Consider the following 14,421-nt stretch of genomic DNA (forward strand, 5'->3'; position numbering starts at 1 on the left):
TGGCGCCGTGCGCTTCGCCTGCCGACCGTTCGCGCCACCGAATTCCCGTTCGCGCCCGTTTCCCCGCGCTTCGTCGCATCCCCCTCGCCCGTCCCGCCCCCACTCACCACACTGCAGACATCGCCCCCGCTCGCCCCGCCAAGGAGAGCCGCATGTCTGCCATCATTGCCGCGCACGTCGTCGCCGCAACGCTTTCTGTCATACTCGGAACCGCCGTCATGCTGACCGAAAAGGGCAGCGCGCGGCACAAATGGCTCGGCCGCCTCTGGGCGCTGACGATGTTCGCCGCCGCGCTCAGCTCGTTCGACATCCGCGAGCTGCATCCGGGGCATCTGTCCTGGGTGCACGGCCTGTCGCTGCTGACGTTCGCGAGCGTCGGGCGCGCCATCTGGGCGATCCGCCACGGCAACGTCCGCGGCCATCGCCTCGCCATGCGCGGTTCGTTCTTCAGTCTCATCGCGGCCGGTCTCGCTGCCATTGCGACGCCGCACCGGCTGCTCAACCTCATCGTCACGAGCTGGATCGCATGATTCCTGGCACGCACGTCGAGTTTCCGAACGCCGCCGCCCGCCTCCCCGCGCCGGCGGCCAATGTCCTGCTCGCCGGATTCGCGCGTGAGGCCGTGATCGTCGTGATCGGCAACGCGCTGATTGCGGTCGCGCTCACCGCCGCGGGCGTGCACGAGCGATTCATCGACAACCTCGTCTTCAGCCAGGCGATCGGGCTGTCGATCATGCTGCTGCTCGACGTCGGCCGCTTTTTCCTGCAACGCCACAATGCGCTCACGGGCCCGCGGCTCGCCCTCGCGATGGTGCTCGCCATCGTGCTCGGCGCGTCGCTCGGGCGCGGCATTGCGAGCGTGGTGCTCGGCATCGGCCTGCACAACGCGTTCGCGACGAAGGATCTCGCGCTCACCGGCTGGATCGCGCTGACCGCCACGCTGCTCGTGACCTGGTACGGCTGGTCGCGCACGCGCATAGCCGAGTTGAGCGAACAGGTCGCGCGCACGGCATGGCAAAAGGAAGCCGCCGAGCGCACGGCGCTCAGTGCGCGCCTGCAGGCGCTGCAGGCGCAGATCGAGCCGCACTTTCTCTTCAACACGCTGGCGACGCTCGACAGCCTGATCGCCTCCGACCCGCCGCGTGCGCGCGAGCTGCTCGCGAGCCTCAACCGCTTCCTGCGCGCGACGCTGGAGGCCTCGCGCGCGCAAAGCGAAACGCTCGCGGTGCAGTTCAAGGTGCTCGACTCGATGCTCGCCGTGCACGCCATGCGCATCGGCCCGCGCCTCGCCTATGCGCTCGACCTGCCGCGCGATTGCGCCGACCTCCCGGTGCCGCCCATGCTGTTGCAGCCGCTCGTGGAGAACGCGCTCAAACACGGCATTCAGGGAGCGCTCGAGGGCGGCAGAATCGACGTCCTCGCCCGGCGCGACGGTGAGCATGTCGAACTGAGCGTGACCGATACGGGCCCGGGCTTCGGCGCGACGCCGGGCACCCAGGGCGCGGGCGTCGGGCTCGTGAACGTGCGCGAGCGGCTTGCGGCGCTCTACGGCGAGCAGGCGTCGCTCACGCTGATCGAGAACGTTCCGCATGGCCTCGTTGCGCAGGTCCGGCTGCCGCTGCGCGACACCGTTGGCGTGAGCGTGCAGGAGTCCGGATCATGAAACGCCACGCGCCCGCCGATACGGCGCAACACAGCGACGCCCCGCGCCGCTCGCCCGACACCCCGACCGCACTGATCGCCGAGGACGAGCCGCTGATCGCCGCCGCCCTGGAGCGCGAACTCGCCGCCGTGTGGCCGGAACTGCGCATCGTGGCGACGGCCAGCAACGGCGAGGAAGCCATCGAACGCATCGGCGCGCTCGCGCCCGACGTCGCGTTCCTCGACATCGCCATGCCGGGCGCGACCGGCCTCGATGTCGCGCGCGCCTGCGCGAATCTCGCCGCGCCGCCCCAAATCGTGTTCGTGACCGCCTACGACGCCTATGCGCTCGAAGCCTTCGAGGCCGCGGCCATCGACTATCTGCTCAAGCCCGTGGAGGCTGCGCGGCTCGCGCGCACGGTGGAGCGCCTGCGCGCCCGGCTCGCGCGCTCGCCGGCGAACGACGCCGAGGCACCGCAGATGCAGGCCGATCTGCAACGCGTGCTGCGCCAGCTGGAAACGATCACCCAGGACGTTCGCGAAGCGCGCGCCGGTGCGCGAGCGGGCAATGCCGATAGCGCCCCGCGCGGGGCGCCGCTGCGGTATCTGCGCGCCTCCAGCGGCAACGACATCCGCATGGTGCCGGTGGAAGATGTGCTGTACTTCGAAGCCGCCGACAAATATGTCGTGGTCACGACGCGCAGCGGCGAATTGCTGATCCGCACGAGCCTGCGCGAGTTATGCGCGCAACTCGACCCGGCGCGCTTCTGGCAGGTTCACCGCGGCACGGTGGTCAACGTGGACCAGGTGGAATGCGCCTCGGTCAGCGCGATCGGGAAGATGACGTTGCGGTTGCGCGGCCACGCGGGCGCCCTCGACGTGAGCCGCCAGTACGCGCACCTGTTCAAGCAGATGTGACGCGCGCCGCGACAACGGCACACGCCTTCAACGCGGCTCGCTTTTCAGATACCGCTGGGGCGGCTCGCCCATCGTCTTGCGGAACATCGAGATGAACGCGCTCGAATTCGCATAGCCGAGTTCGGCCGCGATCTCCGCCACGCGCACGCCCTGGGCGAGCTTCGACACGGCTTCGACGATGCGCAGCTGCTGGCGCCAGTGGCCGAACGTCAACCCGGTCTCGTTCTTGAAGCGCCTCGCGAGCGTGCGCTCGCTCGCCCCCACGCGCTCGCCCCAGGTCGCGAGCGAGTCGCCGTTGGCCGGCGCCGCCAGCAGGAAATCGCAGATCTGCCGCAAACGCCGGTCGAGCGGCAGCGGCAACCCGCCGCCCGAGGCCTCGCGCGCATCGCGCATTTCGCTGAGCAACAGCGGTGCAATGAGCGCGTAGCGGCACTCGGGGCCGCGCTGGCGGTCTTCGACCAGCGCCGCCACCAGTTCGCGCAACAGCGGCGAAACCCGCACCGCGTGGCATGCGGATTCCGGCCACGGCGACGCCTCCGGCTCGAACGACACGCTATGCAGGCTCACCGCGCTCGTCGCGATCATTTCGTGGCGCACGCGCGGCGCGATCCACATTCCGCGCTGCGGCCCGAGCGTCCACATGCCGATGGGCGTCGTCACCCGCAGCACCCCGCCCTCCGTAAAGACGAACCGCCCCTGGTCGTGCGAAAACCACGATCCCCGATGGGCAGCGTCGTATTCGGAGCTTGCCGCCATGATTGGCCGTTCGGGCTTGCGGTGCGGGACTTCAGGCCGTTGCCGCCAGATCTGATCCACGATCGAAAATTTCTTCGCTGATTTTCCAGAAAAATAGCTGTTTTGCGCAATTTATACCCTGCGCATCGCGCCACGCCGTGCCTCGTATTTTGCATCGGATGACGATTAATTGCTAATGCGAACGATAATGATTATCTATATGTATAATGGATATTCCAGAGAACCGATTCCGCTGCCTAGACGGCGCCTCCCTCCTGCGCCGCCGCGCTGCCGCCGAGATAGGTGGCGCGCACCCGGTTGTCGTCGGCCAGTTCATGGGCCGAACCCGCGAGCGCCACGCGGCCGCCTTCCAGTACATAGGCGCGGTTCGCGATGCGCAGCGCCTGGCGCGCGTTCTGCTCCACGAGCAGCACCGCCGTGCCCGCGTGGCTGATGCGTGCGATCACTTCGAAGATCGCGCGCACGAGCTTGGGCGCGAGCCCCATGGAAGGCTCGTCGAGCAGCACGAGTTTGGGCTTGAGCATGAGCGCGCGCGCAATCGCGAGCATCTGCTGCTCGCCGCCGCTCAGCGTGCCGGCGAGCTGGTCCTTGCGTTCGCGCAGCCGGCCAAACGTTTCGTAGGCCTGAGCAATACCCTGGTCGAGCGCGCCGGCGTCGCGCCGCAACAGGTAGCCGCCCAGGCGCAGGTTCTCCTCGACCGTCAAGCCGCCGAAAATACGGCGCCCCTCCGGCACGTGCCCGATCCCGAGCGCGACGATGCGATGCGACGGCAGCCCGACGAGCGCCTGCCCCTCGAACGCGATGCTGCCGCCGCGCGGACGCAGCAGCCCGGAGATGGTGCGCAGCGTCGTGGTCTTGCCCGCGCCGTTGGCCCCGAGCAGCGCGACGATCTCGCCCGGCCCGACATCGAGCGAAACGCCATGCAGCGCTTCGATGTTGCCGTAGTTCACGCGCAGGTCGCGAACGTCGAGGAGTTTGCCGGCCGCGTCTACCCCCATAGCGACTTCTCCCCGTCCGTGGCGTCGGGCCCGTCGTCTTCCTCGGCCGTGCCCAGGTAGGCGTCGATCACCACCGGGTCGTTCTGGATCTGCGCGGGCGTGCCCTGCGCAATGATCTCGCCATGGTCCATCACGATGATGCGGTCGGACACGCCCATCACGAGCGCCATGTCGTGCTCGATCAGCAGCACCGTCACGCCGAGGTCGCGGATGCCGCGGATCTGCGCCATCAACGCGTGCTTTTCGGTTGGGTTCATGCCGGCGGCGGGCTCGTCGAGCAGCAACAGGCGTGGCTGGCTCGCCAGCGCGCGGGCGATTTCCAGCCTGCGCTGATCGCCATACGGGAGGTCAGAGGCATATTCGCTCGCGCGCGCGCCTAGCCCCACGAGATCGAGCCAGCGCTGCCCGAGCGCGCCGTGCTCGGCCGCCTCGGCGCGCGCCGCGCGCGTGCCCACCAGTTCCGCCACGAGGGCCGTGTGCAAACGATGATCCATGCCGATCAGCACGTTCTCGAACGCGCTCATATGGTTGAACAGGCGAATGCCCTGAAACGTGCGCGCAATGCCGCGATGCACGTTGCGATGGGGCGCGCCGCCGCCAAGCGGCTCGCCGCGCCAGACGAGGCGGCCGCCGCTCGGGCGGATCACGCCCGTCAGGCAGTTGAACACCGTGGTCTTGCCCGCGCCGTTCGGGCCGATCAACGCGAGAATCTCGCCGCTGCGCACCTGGAAGGTGATGCCGCCGATCGCACGCACGCCGCCGAAGCGGCGCTCGAGGTCATGCACCTCGAGCAGGGTCTCGCGCGCGGCGGCAGCTTCGAGGCCGCCGCTATCGGCGATGGAAACGGCCGCCTCGGTTTCCTTGCCCGCCGCCTCCGCGGCTTCCGCTTCGTGCGCCACCGTCTCTTCCTCGGGCCGCGGCGCGGCGCGCCTCACGCGCGCGGGCCACAGTCCTTGCGGGCGCAACAACATGAGCACGACGAGCGCCACGGCAAAGCCGAAAATACGCCACAGGTTCAAAAAGCGCAGCATTTCCGGCAGCCCCGCGACGATCAGCGCGCCGAGTATCACGCCGGGAATGCTGCCGCGTCCGCCCATCACGACGACGATGAGGATCGTCACCGACTGCAGATAGGTGAACGCGGTGGGGTCGATCGTGCCGAAGCGCGCGGCGAACAGACTGCCCGCGAGACCGCCGATCAGCGCGCCGATCACATACGCGAGCATCTTCACGCGCAGGGTCGCGACGCCCACCGCCTCGGCGGCGGCTTCGTCCTCGCGGATGCTGGTCCACGCGCGCCCGAGGCGCGAGCGTCCGAGCCGCACGGCGAACACCAGCACGACGATGAAGAACGCCATGCCCAGCACGTACACCGAGCGCGGCGAGCTGAACTCGAAGCCGAACAGGTTCGGCGGCTCGATGCCGTAAATGCCGTTCGGCCCGCCGGTAATGTCGAGATTGGTGGCGACGATGCGCGTGATCTCGCCGAAGCCGAGTGTGACGATGGCGAGATAGTCGCTACGCAGACGCAAGGTGGGATAGCCGATCACGACACCGGAAGCGCCCGCGAACACCAGGCTGAACGGCAGCGTCGCCCAGAACGAGAAGTGCAGCAGCGTTTCGAGCAGCGCCGTCGTATAGGCGCCGATGGCGAAAAACGCCGCGTAGCCGAGGTCGAGCAAGCCGGCATAGCCCACGACGATGTTCAAGCCGAGGCCCAGAATCGCGTAGGTGAGGATGGTGAGCCCGACATCGACGATATAGCCGCTCGCGAACTTGGGCAGCGCGATCGCCAACGCGATCAGCACGCCGGAAGCTACCCATGAGGTGTCCGTGGCCCGCGCGCGCATGGCTCACATCCTCTCGACCACGCGTTCGCCGAACAGCCCGGTGGGCTTCACCACGAGCACGGCGATCAGCACGCCGAACACGAACACGTCGGTCCATTGGGAGGACACATACCCCGCGCCGAACGCCTCCAGCAAGCCGATCAGGAAGCCGCCGACCATGGCCCCCGGAATATTGCCGATGCCGCCGAGCACGGCCGCCGTGAACGCGCGCAGCCCGAGCACGAAGCCCATGAAGAAGTTGATCTGCGTGTAGAAGAGCCCTTCCATCACGCCGGCGACCGCGGCGAGCGCCGAGCCGATGAAAAACGTGAGCTGGATGAGCCGCTCGACGTCGATGCCCATGAGCCGCGCCGCATCCTGGTCGATGGCGAGTGCGCGCATGGCCGTGCCGACGAACGTATGGTGTACGAACAAATACAGCGCGATCATCAGCGCGAAGCTGGCCGCGATAATGCCGATCTGCGCAAACGTGATGTGCACTTGCGCAACGTCGAAGCCGGTATGCGTGAGCAGGTGCGGGTAGGTGCGAAAGCCCGCGCCGTAGGCGATCAGCACGCCGTTCTCCAGCAGCAGCGAAACGGCCAGCGCCGTAATGAGAATGGACAGGCGCGGCGCGCGCAGCAACGGCTGATAGGCCACGCGCGCGATCGCCACGCCGAGCACGCCGGTCGCGAGCATGGCCGCCGCGAAGGCCACGAACAGCGCGAGCGCGAGCGGCAGGCGCGCGGCCGCCAGCACTGCGAGCGCGGTCCAGCCCACGAACGCGCCCACCATGAAGAGATCCCCGTGTGCGAAGTTGATGAGCCGGATGATGCCGTAGACCATCGTGTAGCCGAGGGCGACGAGCGCGTAGAACGAGCCGATCGTCAGCCCCTCGATGACGAACTGGAAAAAGGTGCTCATGAGCGGCCCGGGGCGCTTACTTCATTGCCACCCACTTGCCGTTGGCATCCTGGCGCTGGTAAGGCTCGAACTGATCGTTGTGCACGACGACCGTGATGTACACGGCGCGGCTGCGGTCGCCCTTCGGATTGAAGCCGATCGTCCCCGTGGCGCCCTGGTAGTTCGTGATCTTGTGCAGCGCGGTGCTGATGTCGGCGGGCTTGGCCGATTTGCCGTCGGCGATGGCCTTGGCGGTCACGCCCACGGCGTCGTACTCGTACACCGAGTACGGCCCCGGCCCCTGTCCATAGGTCTTGGTGTACTGATCGAGGTAGTCGTGCGCGCCCGGCAGGAACTGCGCGAGCGGTGCCGTCGTGATGATCATGCCGTCGGCGGCCGGCCCTGCCGTCTTCATGAGCGTGGGGTCATTGGTGCCGTCGCCGCCCATGAAGGTCATCTTCAGGCCCACCTGACGCGCTTCCTTCACGAGCAGACCCGCTTCGGAGAAATAGCCCGTGTAATAGATCACGTCCGGCTTGAGCGAGGAAACCTTGGTGAGCGTCGGCGAATAATCCATCTGGCCCGGCGTGATCGAGTCGGCGTAGACGACGTCCACGCCCATCTTCTTGAGCGATTCCACGGTGTTCTGCGCGAGACCCTTGGCATAGGTCGTGTTGTCGTCGATCACCGCCGCGCGCTTCACGTGCAGCGAATTCTTCATGAAGCTGGCCGCGAAAGGCCCTTGCTCGTCGTCACGGCCAATCGTGCGGAACACGTTGTCGTAGCCCATTTCCGTGAGCTTCGGATTGGTCGAGGCATCGAGCACGTAGGGAATGCCGGCGCGGTGGAAGGCGGTCAATTCGGGCAGTGCCGCGCTCGAGCAGTAGCCGCCCGCCACGGCAACCACGCCCGCGTCCACGAGTTTCTGTGCGGCCTGAACCGCCGTTTGTGCGTCGCACGCGTCGTCTTCGGGTACGAGTTCGATCTGCTTGCCGAGCACGCCACCCGCCGCGTTGATCTTCGCGGCCGCGAGCTTCGCGCCGTTCAGGATATCCGTGCCTGCTGCGGCGCTGCTGCCCGAAAGCGGCACCGGCACGCCGATCTTGATGGTCTGCGCCTGGGCGAGTCCAGGCGCCAGCGCAGCGAGCGAAAAGAGCGTGAGCGCGAGGGTTGCGTGCAGCGCGCCATTGTTCTGAGGATTCATATGAGCGGCTCCTGAGCGTGGACCCGACCGGGCGATGCCGCAACGCAGGCGAGCCCGCGCGGTCAGTTAGCGAAACGAAATAATTCGTCCGGTGCGATGCCCTGCAGGCCTTGCGCGCTCATGGCGCGCAGCTTGCATGGGTACCGGCGCATAACGACTTATCCATGATAGATGCATGCAACCGTTTAGCTGCCATAGGGTATGCGCGTATACAAATTGCGTGCGCTCGCGGCAGCGTGAAGGTACTTTGTATACACGCACGGAGGGGCGCGAATGAAGACCATCGTACTGGGCGGCGGCATCGCGGGCGTCACGAGCGCGTATTACCTCGCGCGCGACGGCCGCGACGTCACCGTGATCGAGCGACGCGCAGGCGTTGCGCTCGAAACCAGTTTCGCCAACGCGGGGCTCGTCGCGCCGGGCCACTCGTACACGTGGGCCTCGCCCCGCGCGCCGAAAATCCTGCTCAAATCGCTGTTCGTCGAGGGCCAGGCGTTGCGCCTGCGCCTGAAGGCCGATCCGCACATGTGGGCCTGGTGCGCGCAATTCCTGCTCAACTGCACCGAGGCGCGCTCGCGCGAGAACACCTCGCGCAAGGTGAGGCTGTGCCGCTATTCGCAGCGTCAACTGCAGGAGGTCACGGCGCGCGAGCAGCTCGAATACGACCTCATCAGCCGGGGCCTGCTCTATCTCTATCGCGACGCCGCCTCGTTCGAGCGCGGCCGCGCCCACATGTCGATCCTCGTGGAAAACGGACTGCCGCTCGAAACGCTCGACGCCGCCGCGGTCGCGGCACGCGAGCCCGCGCTCGCCCACGCGCGCGGGCGCATCGCGGGCGCGATCTATTGCCCCAGCGACGCAAGCGGCGACGCGCACCGCTTCACGCGTGGGCTCAAGGACGTTTGCGAACGTATGGGGGTGCGCTTCGTGTTCGACGTCCCGATCGAAGCCATCGAAGCCGCCGGCGACCGCATTGCGGGCGTGCGCACGAGCGCCGGCGTGATCCAGGGCGACGACTACGTGCTCGCGCTCGGTTCCTGGTCGCCGATCCTCGCGCGGCCGCTCGGCTACCGCATCGCGGTCTATCCTGTGAAGGGCTATTCGGCCACGTTTCCGTGCGGGCCCGAGCATCGCCCGCCCGAGATGGGCGGGGTGGACGAGAACCATCTCGTGGCATGGGCGCGCTTTGGCGCACGCCTGCGTTTCACGGCCACCGCGGATTTCGCGGGCTACGACACGCGGCACACGCCCGGCGATTTCACTTCGATGATGCAGGCGGCGCGCGAACTCTTCCCGCAGGGCGCCGACTACACGCAGCCGGCGTACTGGGCCGGGCTGCGCCCGATGACGCCCGAGGGCACGCCGCTGATCGGCCGCACGCGCCACCGCAACCTCTTTCTGAACACGGGTCACGGACACATGGGCTGGACCATGGCGTGCGGCACCGCAAAACTGCTCGCCGACATCATGGCCGGGCGCGAGCCCGAACTCGACATGACGGGACTGACGCTGAGATGACCATTACCGCACCGCCGCAAAATCACGAGGATGCCTACACGAAGCTCGATTTCGCGCTCGACGGCGGCATTGCCCGCCGCGCCGCAATCGGCCTCGTGGTGCTGGCCACCGATCACACGATCGAATACGAATGGCGCGACCTGCTGCGCCAGCCGGGCGTCGCATTCTACGAGAGCCGCCTCGAGAATTCGCCGGACATCACGCCGCCGCGCCTCGCGGAAATCGAGGCGCGCATCGCCCCCGCCGTGAGCCTCATGCTGCCCGGCGAGCGCCTCGACGTGGTGGCATTCGGCTGCACGTCGGCTTCGATGGTGATAGGCGAAGAGAAGGTCGCGGCGCGCATCCGCGAGGCCCGGCCCGAGATTGCCTGCACCACGCCGATCACGGCCGCGCTCGCCGCGCTAAAGGCGCTCGAGGTGCGCCGCGTGGCGCTGCTGACGCCCTACGTGCGCACCATCAACGACTTCATGCGCGATTACATCGAGGCGCGCGGCGTGACCGTCACGCGCATGGCTTCGTTCGAGCATGCGGACGACAACGAGGTGGCGCGCATCGACGCGAATTCGATTCGCAGTGCAATAGAAACGCTGGCGCGCCACGACGATGCCGATGCGGTGTTCGTGTCGTGCACGAGCCTGCGCGTGGCCGCGCTCGTGCCGCAGATCGAAGCGCAGACCGGCAAGCCCGTGCTGTCGAGCAACTATGCGATGGCGTGGCACGCGCTGCGGCTCGCGGGGGTGCAGGATAGCGAGCCGCAACTGGGGCGCCTGTTCACGCGCCAGTGACTTCAATGCGCAACGCGATGATCGATCAACTCCTTCACGACCCGCGGGTCGGCAAGCGTTGAAACGTCCCCGAGATTGTCGTAATCGCCATCGGCGATCTTGCGCAGAATGCGGCGCATGATCTTGCCCGAGCGCGTCTTCGGCAGCACCGGCGCCCACTGGATGCAGTCCGGGCTGGCGATCGGCCCGATCTCCTTGCGCACCAGCGCGACCAGATCGGCGCGCAGCGTTTCGTTGGGCTCCACGCCCGCCTTGAGCGTCACATAGGCATAGATGCCCTGCCCCTTGAGCGAATGCGGGAAGCCCACCACGGCCGCCTCGGCCACGTCGGCATGCGAGACCAGCGCGCTCTCCACCTCCGCCGTGCCGAGCCGGTGGCCCGAGACGTTCACTACGTCGTCGATGCGGCCCGTGATCCAGTAGTCGCCGTCGGCGTCGCGATAGCAGCCGTCGCCCGTGTAGTACTTGCCTTCGAACTGGCTGTAGTAGACCTGGCGCATGCGGTCCGCGTCGCCATAGACGTAGCGCATCTGCCCCGGCCACGAGTCGAGCATGCAAAGGCTGCCCGCCGCCGCGCCTTCGAGCACGGTGCCCTTTTCATCGACGATAGCCGGGCGGATGCCGAAGAACGGCCGCGTGGCCGAGCCCGGCTTGAGCGTGGTCGCGCCGGGCAGCGGCGTGAGCATGATGCCGCCCGTTTCGGTTTGCCACCATGTGTCGACCACCGGGCAGCGCTTGTCGCCCACCACCTCGTAATACCAGAGCCACGCCGCCGGGTTGATCGGCTCGCCCACCGTGCCGAGCAGCCGCAGCGACTTGCGTGACGTGCGCTTGACCGGCCCTTCCCCATCGCGCACGAGCGCGCGGATCGCGGTCGGCGCCGTGTAGATGATCTGCACGTTGTGCTTGTCGCAGACCTGCCAGAAGCGCGAGCTGTCCGGATAGTTCGGCACGCCTTCGAACATGAGCGTGGTCGCGCCGTTGGCGAGCGGCCCGTACACGATATAGCTGTGCCCCGTCACCCAGCCGACGTCCGCCGTGCACCAGTAGATGTCGCCGTCGTGATAGTCGAACACATACTGATGCGTGAGCGACACGTAAGTCAGATAGCCGCCCGTGGTATGCACGACGCCCTTGGGCTTGCCCGTCGATCCGGATGTATACAGGATGTAGAGCGCATCCTCCGCGTTCATCGCTTCCGGTGGACAATCCGCAGGACTCCGATCGATCAGATCGTGATACCAGTGGTCGCGTCCTTCGCGCCAGTCGACCTTGCCGCCGGTGCGCCGCACCACCACGCACGTCGTCACGTCGGGACATTTCGCCATGGCGTCGTCGGCGCTGGCCTTCATCGCGATCGTGCGGCCGCCGCGCACGCCTTCGTCCGCGGTGATGAGGATGGTCGAGGCGCAGTCCTGAATGCGGTTGGCCAGCGCCTCGGGCGAGAAGCCGCCGAACACGACCGAATGGATCGCACCGATGCGCGCGCAGGCGAGCATGGCCACGGCGGCCTCGGGAATCATCGGCATATAGATGGTCACGCGCTCGCCGCGCTTTACGCCCAGCGACTTCAGCGCGTTGGCGAACTTGCAGACCTGTGCATGCAACTCGCGATACGTGAGCGTGCGGCTCACCTTGGGATCGTCGCCTTCCCAGATGATGGCGGGACGATCGCCGCGCGTCGCCAGATGCCGGTCGAGGCAATTGCTGCTGGCGTTCAGCGTGCCGTCGTAGAACCAGCGTATGTGCAGATCGCGGCTCGCGAACGACACGTCTTTCACCTGGGTATAGGGCTTGATCCAGTCGAGCCGTTTGCCCTGCTCGCCCCAGAATGCTTCGGGGTCCTCGATCGAGCGGCGGTACATCGCTTCGTATCCGGCCTGATCGACCCATGCTTTTGCGGTCCATTCCGCGGGCGGCGGAAAGACCCGATGCTCATCCATGATTCACTCCTCGGGATGAGGCGCCGCCGCGCCGCAACGGCGCGGCGGCGTCGGGAACACTCAAGCCGCACGCGGTTGCGGCGCGACGTAGGGATGCGTGGGCAGCACGATGCGCCCAAAGCTCTCGTTGATCACCATGGCCGCGGAGGCATAGAAGGCCAGCACGGCGGTGATGAGGCCCGCATAGCCGCCCAGCCGCGTGATCATCGTCATGCCACTCCATATACCGATTGCAAGCAGTCCGAATGTAATCCAGAGCGCGAGAAACACGAGCTGGACCGAGGTGCTCGTATGCATGGAGCCAATCCACATATAAAAGGTGAACACGCCCCAGACGAGCAGATACCAGCCGACGAACGACTCGGGCACCTTCGTGCCAAGGAACGCGGCGAATAGCGCGAAGGACCACCAGAATGCGCCGTAGCTCAGGAACGCCACGGTGCCGAGCGTGTTGCCGCGCGGGAACTCCATCACGCCGGCGATCATCTGCGCCGTGCCGCCGAATGCGAACGCGAGCGCCAGCACGAGGCCCATCGAATCGGCGCTGTACCAGCCCGCGTTGATCATGCTTAGCATCCACGTGGTGAATGCAAATCCGGCAAGGCCTAGCGGTGCCGGGTTGGAAAGATTGCCACCCATGATCCTCCTCCTCGCGCAGACAGTCGGCCATCGACATGGCCACAAGCGCGCAAAATAAGTGCACCTGCCAAGTCATTATAGGCAACATATCACAACGTGATATTTATGCCGACAATGTGGCGCTCGATAGCGCGCATAGGGCATGCCTGGCAGGCACAGGTATGAGGAATCGGGTTGGAAGACGCGCCGGCGCATTGCGCACCGGCGCGAACATAAGCTGAAGAAATCAGGCGTAAATGGGCTTGCCGGCGAGCGCGCTGCGAATCGCACCCGCGAGGTCGCCAGCGGCGAATTTCGCCACATAGCCGCTCGCGCCTGCGTTCTTCACGTGCGCTTCATTCGCGGTACCCGTGAGCGACGAATGAATCACCACGGGAATATCCACGGTGCGCGGGTCCGCCTTGATCTTGCGCGTCAGCGTGAAGCCATCCATCTCCGGCATTTCGAGGTCGGTCAGCACGAGCGCAATGCGATCCTTCGCGCGCACGCCGTCGCGCTCCGCGCTCGTCGCGATCGCGTCGAGCTGCTTCCACGCCTCGAGGCCCGTCTTCGCCATCGTGTATTCCACGCCGAGCGCCTTGAGGCTCTGGCCGATCAGCTCGCGCGCGAAACCCGAGTCGTCGGCGGCCAGCACCTTTGCGCCCGGCGGAATCATCGCGGGCTCGCCCACGTCTTCCGGCACGACCGCGCCGTGCTGCGCCGGGAACACATCGCGCAGCACCTGCTCCACGTCCACCACCTGCACGAGCTTCTTGCTCTCGGGGTCGTTCTCGAGCCGCGCAATGCTCGTCACGCGGTTGCCCATCGTGACGTCGGCGGTCAGCACCTGGCTCCATTCGAGCCGCACGATCTCGTCCACGCTTTCGAGCGCGAAGCCCTGGGTAGAGCGCGCGAATTCGGTCACGAGCAGGATGTTCCGGCCCGTGGCCGGCTCGCAGCCCATGAGCCGCGGCAGGTCGATCACGGGCATCACCTGGCCGCGGATGTTCGCCGCGCCGAGTACGTAGGGGGACGACGCCGCGATCGGCGTGATCGCCGGCATGCTGAGGATTTCCCGTACCTTGAAAACGTTGATGCCGAAGACTTCGCCAACCTCGCTGCCCGGCGCCGCGCCGAGACGGAAAAGCAGCAGCTCGAACTGGTTCGTGCTTGTCAGGCGGGTTCGTTCGTCGATTGCGAAGCCGCTATCCATGATTCTCTCGTGTCCTTTACGTGTGGCGCGATGCGTCCGGCATCCGCTCCCTGCCAACGTCTACGGCCTGGCGCGGGAAATCTTGAGCCTGCCGC

General features: G+C 66.8%; 13 protein-coding genes. 5 read left to right on the forward strand and 8 right to left on the reverse strand.

The features are described 5' to 3' along the window. Positions 1 to 152 precede the first annotated feature (152 nt). Genes AB4Y40_RS34960 through AB4Y40_RS34970 form a run of 3 tightly spaced genes read left to right on the forward strand, consistent with a single transcriptional unit; the run spans position 153 to position 2,559 of the window. On the forward strand, positions 153 to 530 hold the full coding sequence (locus tag AB4Y40_RS34960) for a DUF2306 domain-containing protein (RefSeq protein ID WP_368691734.1): 378 nt from the start codon (positions 153 to 155) through the stop codon (positions 528 to 530). Continuing rightward, positions 527 to 1,663, forward strand: coding sequence for a sensor histidine kinase (locus AB4Y40_RS34965; RefSeq protein ID WP_368691735.1), 1,137 nt, complete (start codon positions 527 to 529; stop codon positions 1,661 to 1,663). The genes AB4Y40_RS34960 and AB4Y40_RS34965 overlap by 4 nt, the downstream gene beginning before the upstream one ends. Next, positions 1,660 to 2,559: a LytR/AlgR family response regulator transcription factor gene (locus AB4Y40_RS34970; RefSeq protein ID WP_368691736.1), complete on the forward strand. Its 900-nt coding sequence runs from the start codon at positions 1,660 to 1,662 to the stop codon at positions 2,557 to 2,559. Before AB4Y40_RS34965 ends, AB4Y40_RS34970 begins: the two co-directional genes overlap by 4 nt. 27 nt (positions 2,560 to 2,586) lie before the next feature. Here the strand turns inward: AB4Y40_RS34970 and AB4Y40_RS34975 are convergent, their stop codons facing one another. The 5 genes from AB4Y40_RS34975 to AB4Y40_RS34995 all read right to left on the reverse strand — a co-directional run bounded on the left by AB4Y40_RS34975 (position 2,587) and on the right by AB4Y40_RS34995 (position 8,249). Next, entirely contained in the window at positions 2,587 to 3,315 is a 729-nt protein-coding gene (locus AB4Y40_RS34975) for a helix-turn-helix domain-containing protein (protein ID WP_368691737.1), read from the reverse strand. Between the two features lie 236 nt (positions 3,316 to 3,551). Further along, on the reverse strand, positions 3,552 to 4,313 hold the full coding sequence (locus AB4Y40_RS34980) for an ABC transporter ATP-binding protein (RefSeq protein WP_368691738.1): 762 nt from the start codon (positions 4,311 to 4,313) through the stop codon (positions 3,552 to 3,554). Further along, the gene (locus AB4Y40_RS34985; RefSeq protein ID WP_368691739.1) at positions 4,304 to 6,163 is read right to left on the reverse strand and encodes an ATP-binding cassette domain-containing protein; all 1,860 of its coding nucleotides are present in this window, start codon (positions 6,161 to 6,163) and stop codon (positions 4,304 to 4,306) included. The genes AB4Y40_RS34980 and AB4Y40_RS34985 overlap by 10 nt, the downstream gene beginning before the upstream one ends. A 3-nt stretch (positions 6,164 to 6,166) precedes the next feature. Beyond that, positions 6,167 to 7,066: a branched-chain amino acid ABC transporter permease gene (locus tag AB4Y40_RS34990; protein ID WP_342922971.1), complete on the reverse strand. Its 900-nt coding sequence runs from the start codon at positions 7,064 to 7,066 to the stop codon at positions 6,167 to 6,169. 16 nt (positions 7,067 to 7,082) lie between these two features. Continuing rightward, entirely contained in the window at positions 7,083 to 8,249 is a 1,167-nt protein-coding gene (locus AB4Y40_RS34995; RefSeq protein ID WP_368691740.1) for a branched-chain amino acid ABC transporter substrate-binding protein, read from the reverse strand. 273 nt (positions 8,250 to 8,522) lie between these two features. Here AB4Y40_RS34995 and AB4Y40_RS35000 point away from each other — a divergent pair, with 273 nt between their 5' ends. Together AB4Y40_RS35000 and AB4Y40_RS35005 are read left to right on the forward strand one after the other, a co-directional pair. After that, on the forward strand, positions 8,523 to 9,767 hold the full coding sequence (locus AB4Y40_RS35000) for a D-amino acid dehydrogenase (protein WP_368691741.1): 1,245 nt from the start codon (positions 8,523 to 8,525) through the stop codon (positions 9,765 to 9,767). Next, entirely contained in the window at positions 9,764 to 10,552 is a 789-nt protein-coding gene (locus AB4Y40_RS35005; RefSeq protein ID WP_368691742.1) for an aspartate/glutamate racemase family protein, read from the forward strand. The genes AB4Y40_RS35000 and AB4Y40_RS35005 overlap by 4 nt, the downstream gene beginning before the upstream one ends. Positions 10,553 to 10,554: 2 nt before the next feature. Here AB4Y40_RS35005 and acs read toward each other — a convergent pair whose 3' ends face one another. From acs to AB4Y40_RS35020, 3 genes are all read right to left on the reverse strand, one after another. Next, positions 10,555 to 12,495, reverse strand: coding sequence for an acetate--CoA ligase (acs, locus tag AB4Y40_RS35010; protein WP_368691743.1), 1,941 nt, complete (start codon positions 12,493 to 12,495; stop codon positions 10,555 to 10,557). A gap of 60 nt (positions 12,496 to 12,555) precedes the next feature. Further along, on the reverse strand, positions 12,556 to 13,134 hold the full coding sequence (locus AB4Y40_RS35015) for an acetate uptake transporter (protein WP_368691744.1): 579 nt from the start codon (positions 13,132 to 13,134) through the stop codon (positions 12,556 to 12,558). Between the two features lie 226 nt (positions 13,135 to 13,360). After that, the gene (locus AB4Y40_RS35020) at positions 13,361 to 14,326 is read right to left on the reverse strand and encodes a chemotaxis protein (RefSeq protein ID WP_368691745.1); all 966 of its coding nucleotides are present in this window, start codon (positions 14,324 to 14,326) and stop codon (positions 13,361 to 13,363) included. Positions 14,327 to 14,421: the final 95 nt, after the last annotated feature.

The organism is Paraburkholderia sp. EG287B (assembly GCF_040965595.1).
Classification (GTDB): domain Bacteria; phylum Pseudomonadota; class Gammaproteobacteria; order Burkholderiales; family Burkholderiaceae; genus Paraburkholderia.

Excerpts from the sequence above, each read along its gene's own strand:
- AB4Y40_RS34960 (WP_368691734.1), top strand. The coding sequence starts at position 153 with ATGTCTGCCATCATTGCCGCGCACGTCGTCGCCGCAACGCTTTCTGTC.
- AB4Y40_RS34965 (WP_368691735.1), top strand. The coding sequence starts at position 527 with ATGATTCCTGGCACGCACGTCGAGTTTCCGAACGCCGCCGCCCGCCTC.
- AB4Y40_RS34970 (WP_368691736.1), top strand. The coding sequence starts at position 1,660 with ATGAAACGCCACGCGCCCGCCGATACGGCGCAACACAGCGACGCCCCG.
- AB4Y40_RS34975 (WP_368691737.1), bottom strand. The coding sequence starts at position 3,315 with ATGGCGGCAAGCTCCGAATACGACGCTGCCCATCGGGGATCGTGGTTT.
- AB4Y40_RS34980 (WP_368691738.1), bottom strand. The coding sequence starts at position 4,313 with ATGGGGGTAGACGCGGCCGGCAAACTCCTCGACGTTCGCGACCTGCGC.
- AB4Y40_RS34985 (WP_368691739.1), bottom strand. The coding sequence starts at position 6,163 with ATGCGCGCGCGGGCCACGGACACCTCATGGGTAGCTTCCGGCGTGCTG.
- AB4Y40_RS34990 (WP_342922971.1), bottom strand. The coding sequence starts at position 7,066 with ATGAGCACCTTTTTCCAGTTCGTCATCGAGGGGCTGACGATCGGCTCG.
- AB4Y40_RS34995 (WP_368691740.1), bottom strand. The coding sequence starts at position 8,249 with ATGAATCCTCAGAACAATGGCGCGCTGCACGCAACCCTCGCGCTCACG.
- AB4Y40_RS35000 (WP_368691741.1), top strand. The coding sequence starts at position 8,523 with ATGAAGACCATCGTACTGGGCGGCGGCATCGCGGGCGTCACGAGCGCG.
- AB4Y40_RS35005 (WP_368691742.1), top strand. The coding sequence starts at position 9,764 with ATGACCATTACCGCACCGCCGCAAAATCACGAGGATGCCTACACGAAG.
- acs (WP_368691743.1), bottom strand. The coding sequence starts at position 12,495 with ATGGATGAGCATCGGGTCTTTCCGCCGCCCGCGGAATGGACCGCAAAA.
- AB4Y40_RS35015 (WP_368691744.1), bottom strand. The coding sequence starts at position 13,134 with ATGGGTGGCAATCTTTCCAACCCGGCACCGCTAGGCCTTGCCGGATTT.
- AB4Y40_RS35020 (WP_368691745.1), bottom strand. The coding sequence starts at position 14,326 with ATGGATAGCGGCTTCGCAATCGACGAACGAACCCGCCTGACAAGCACG.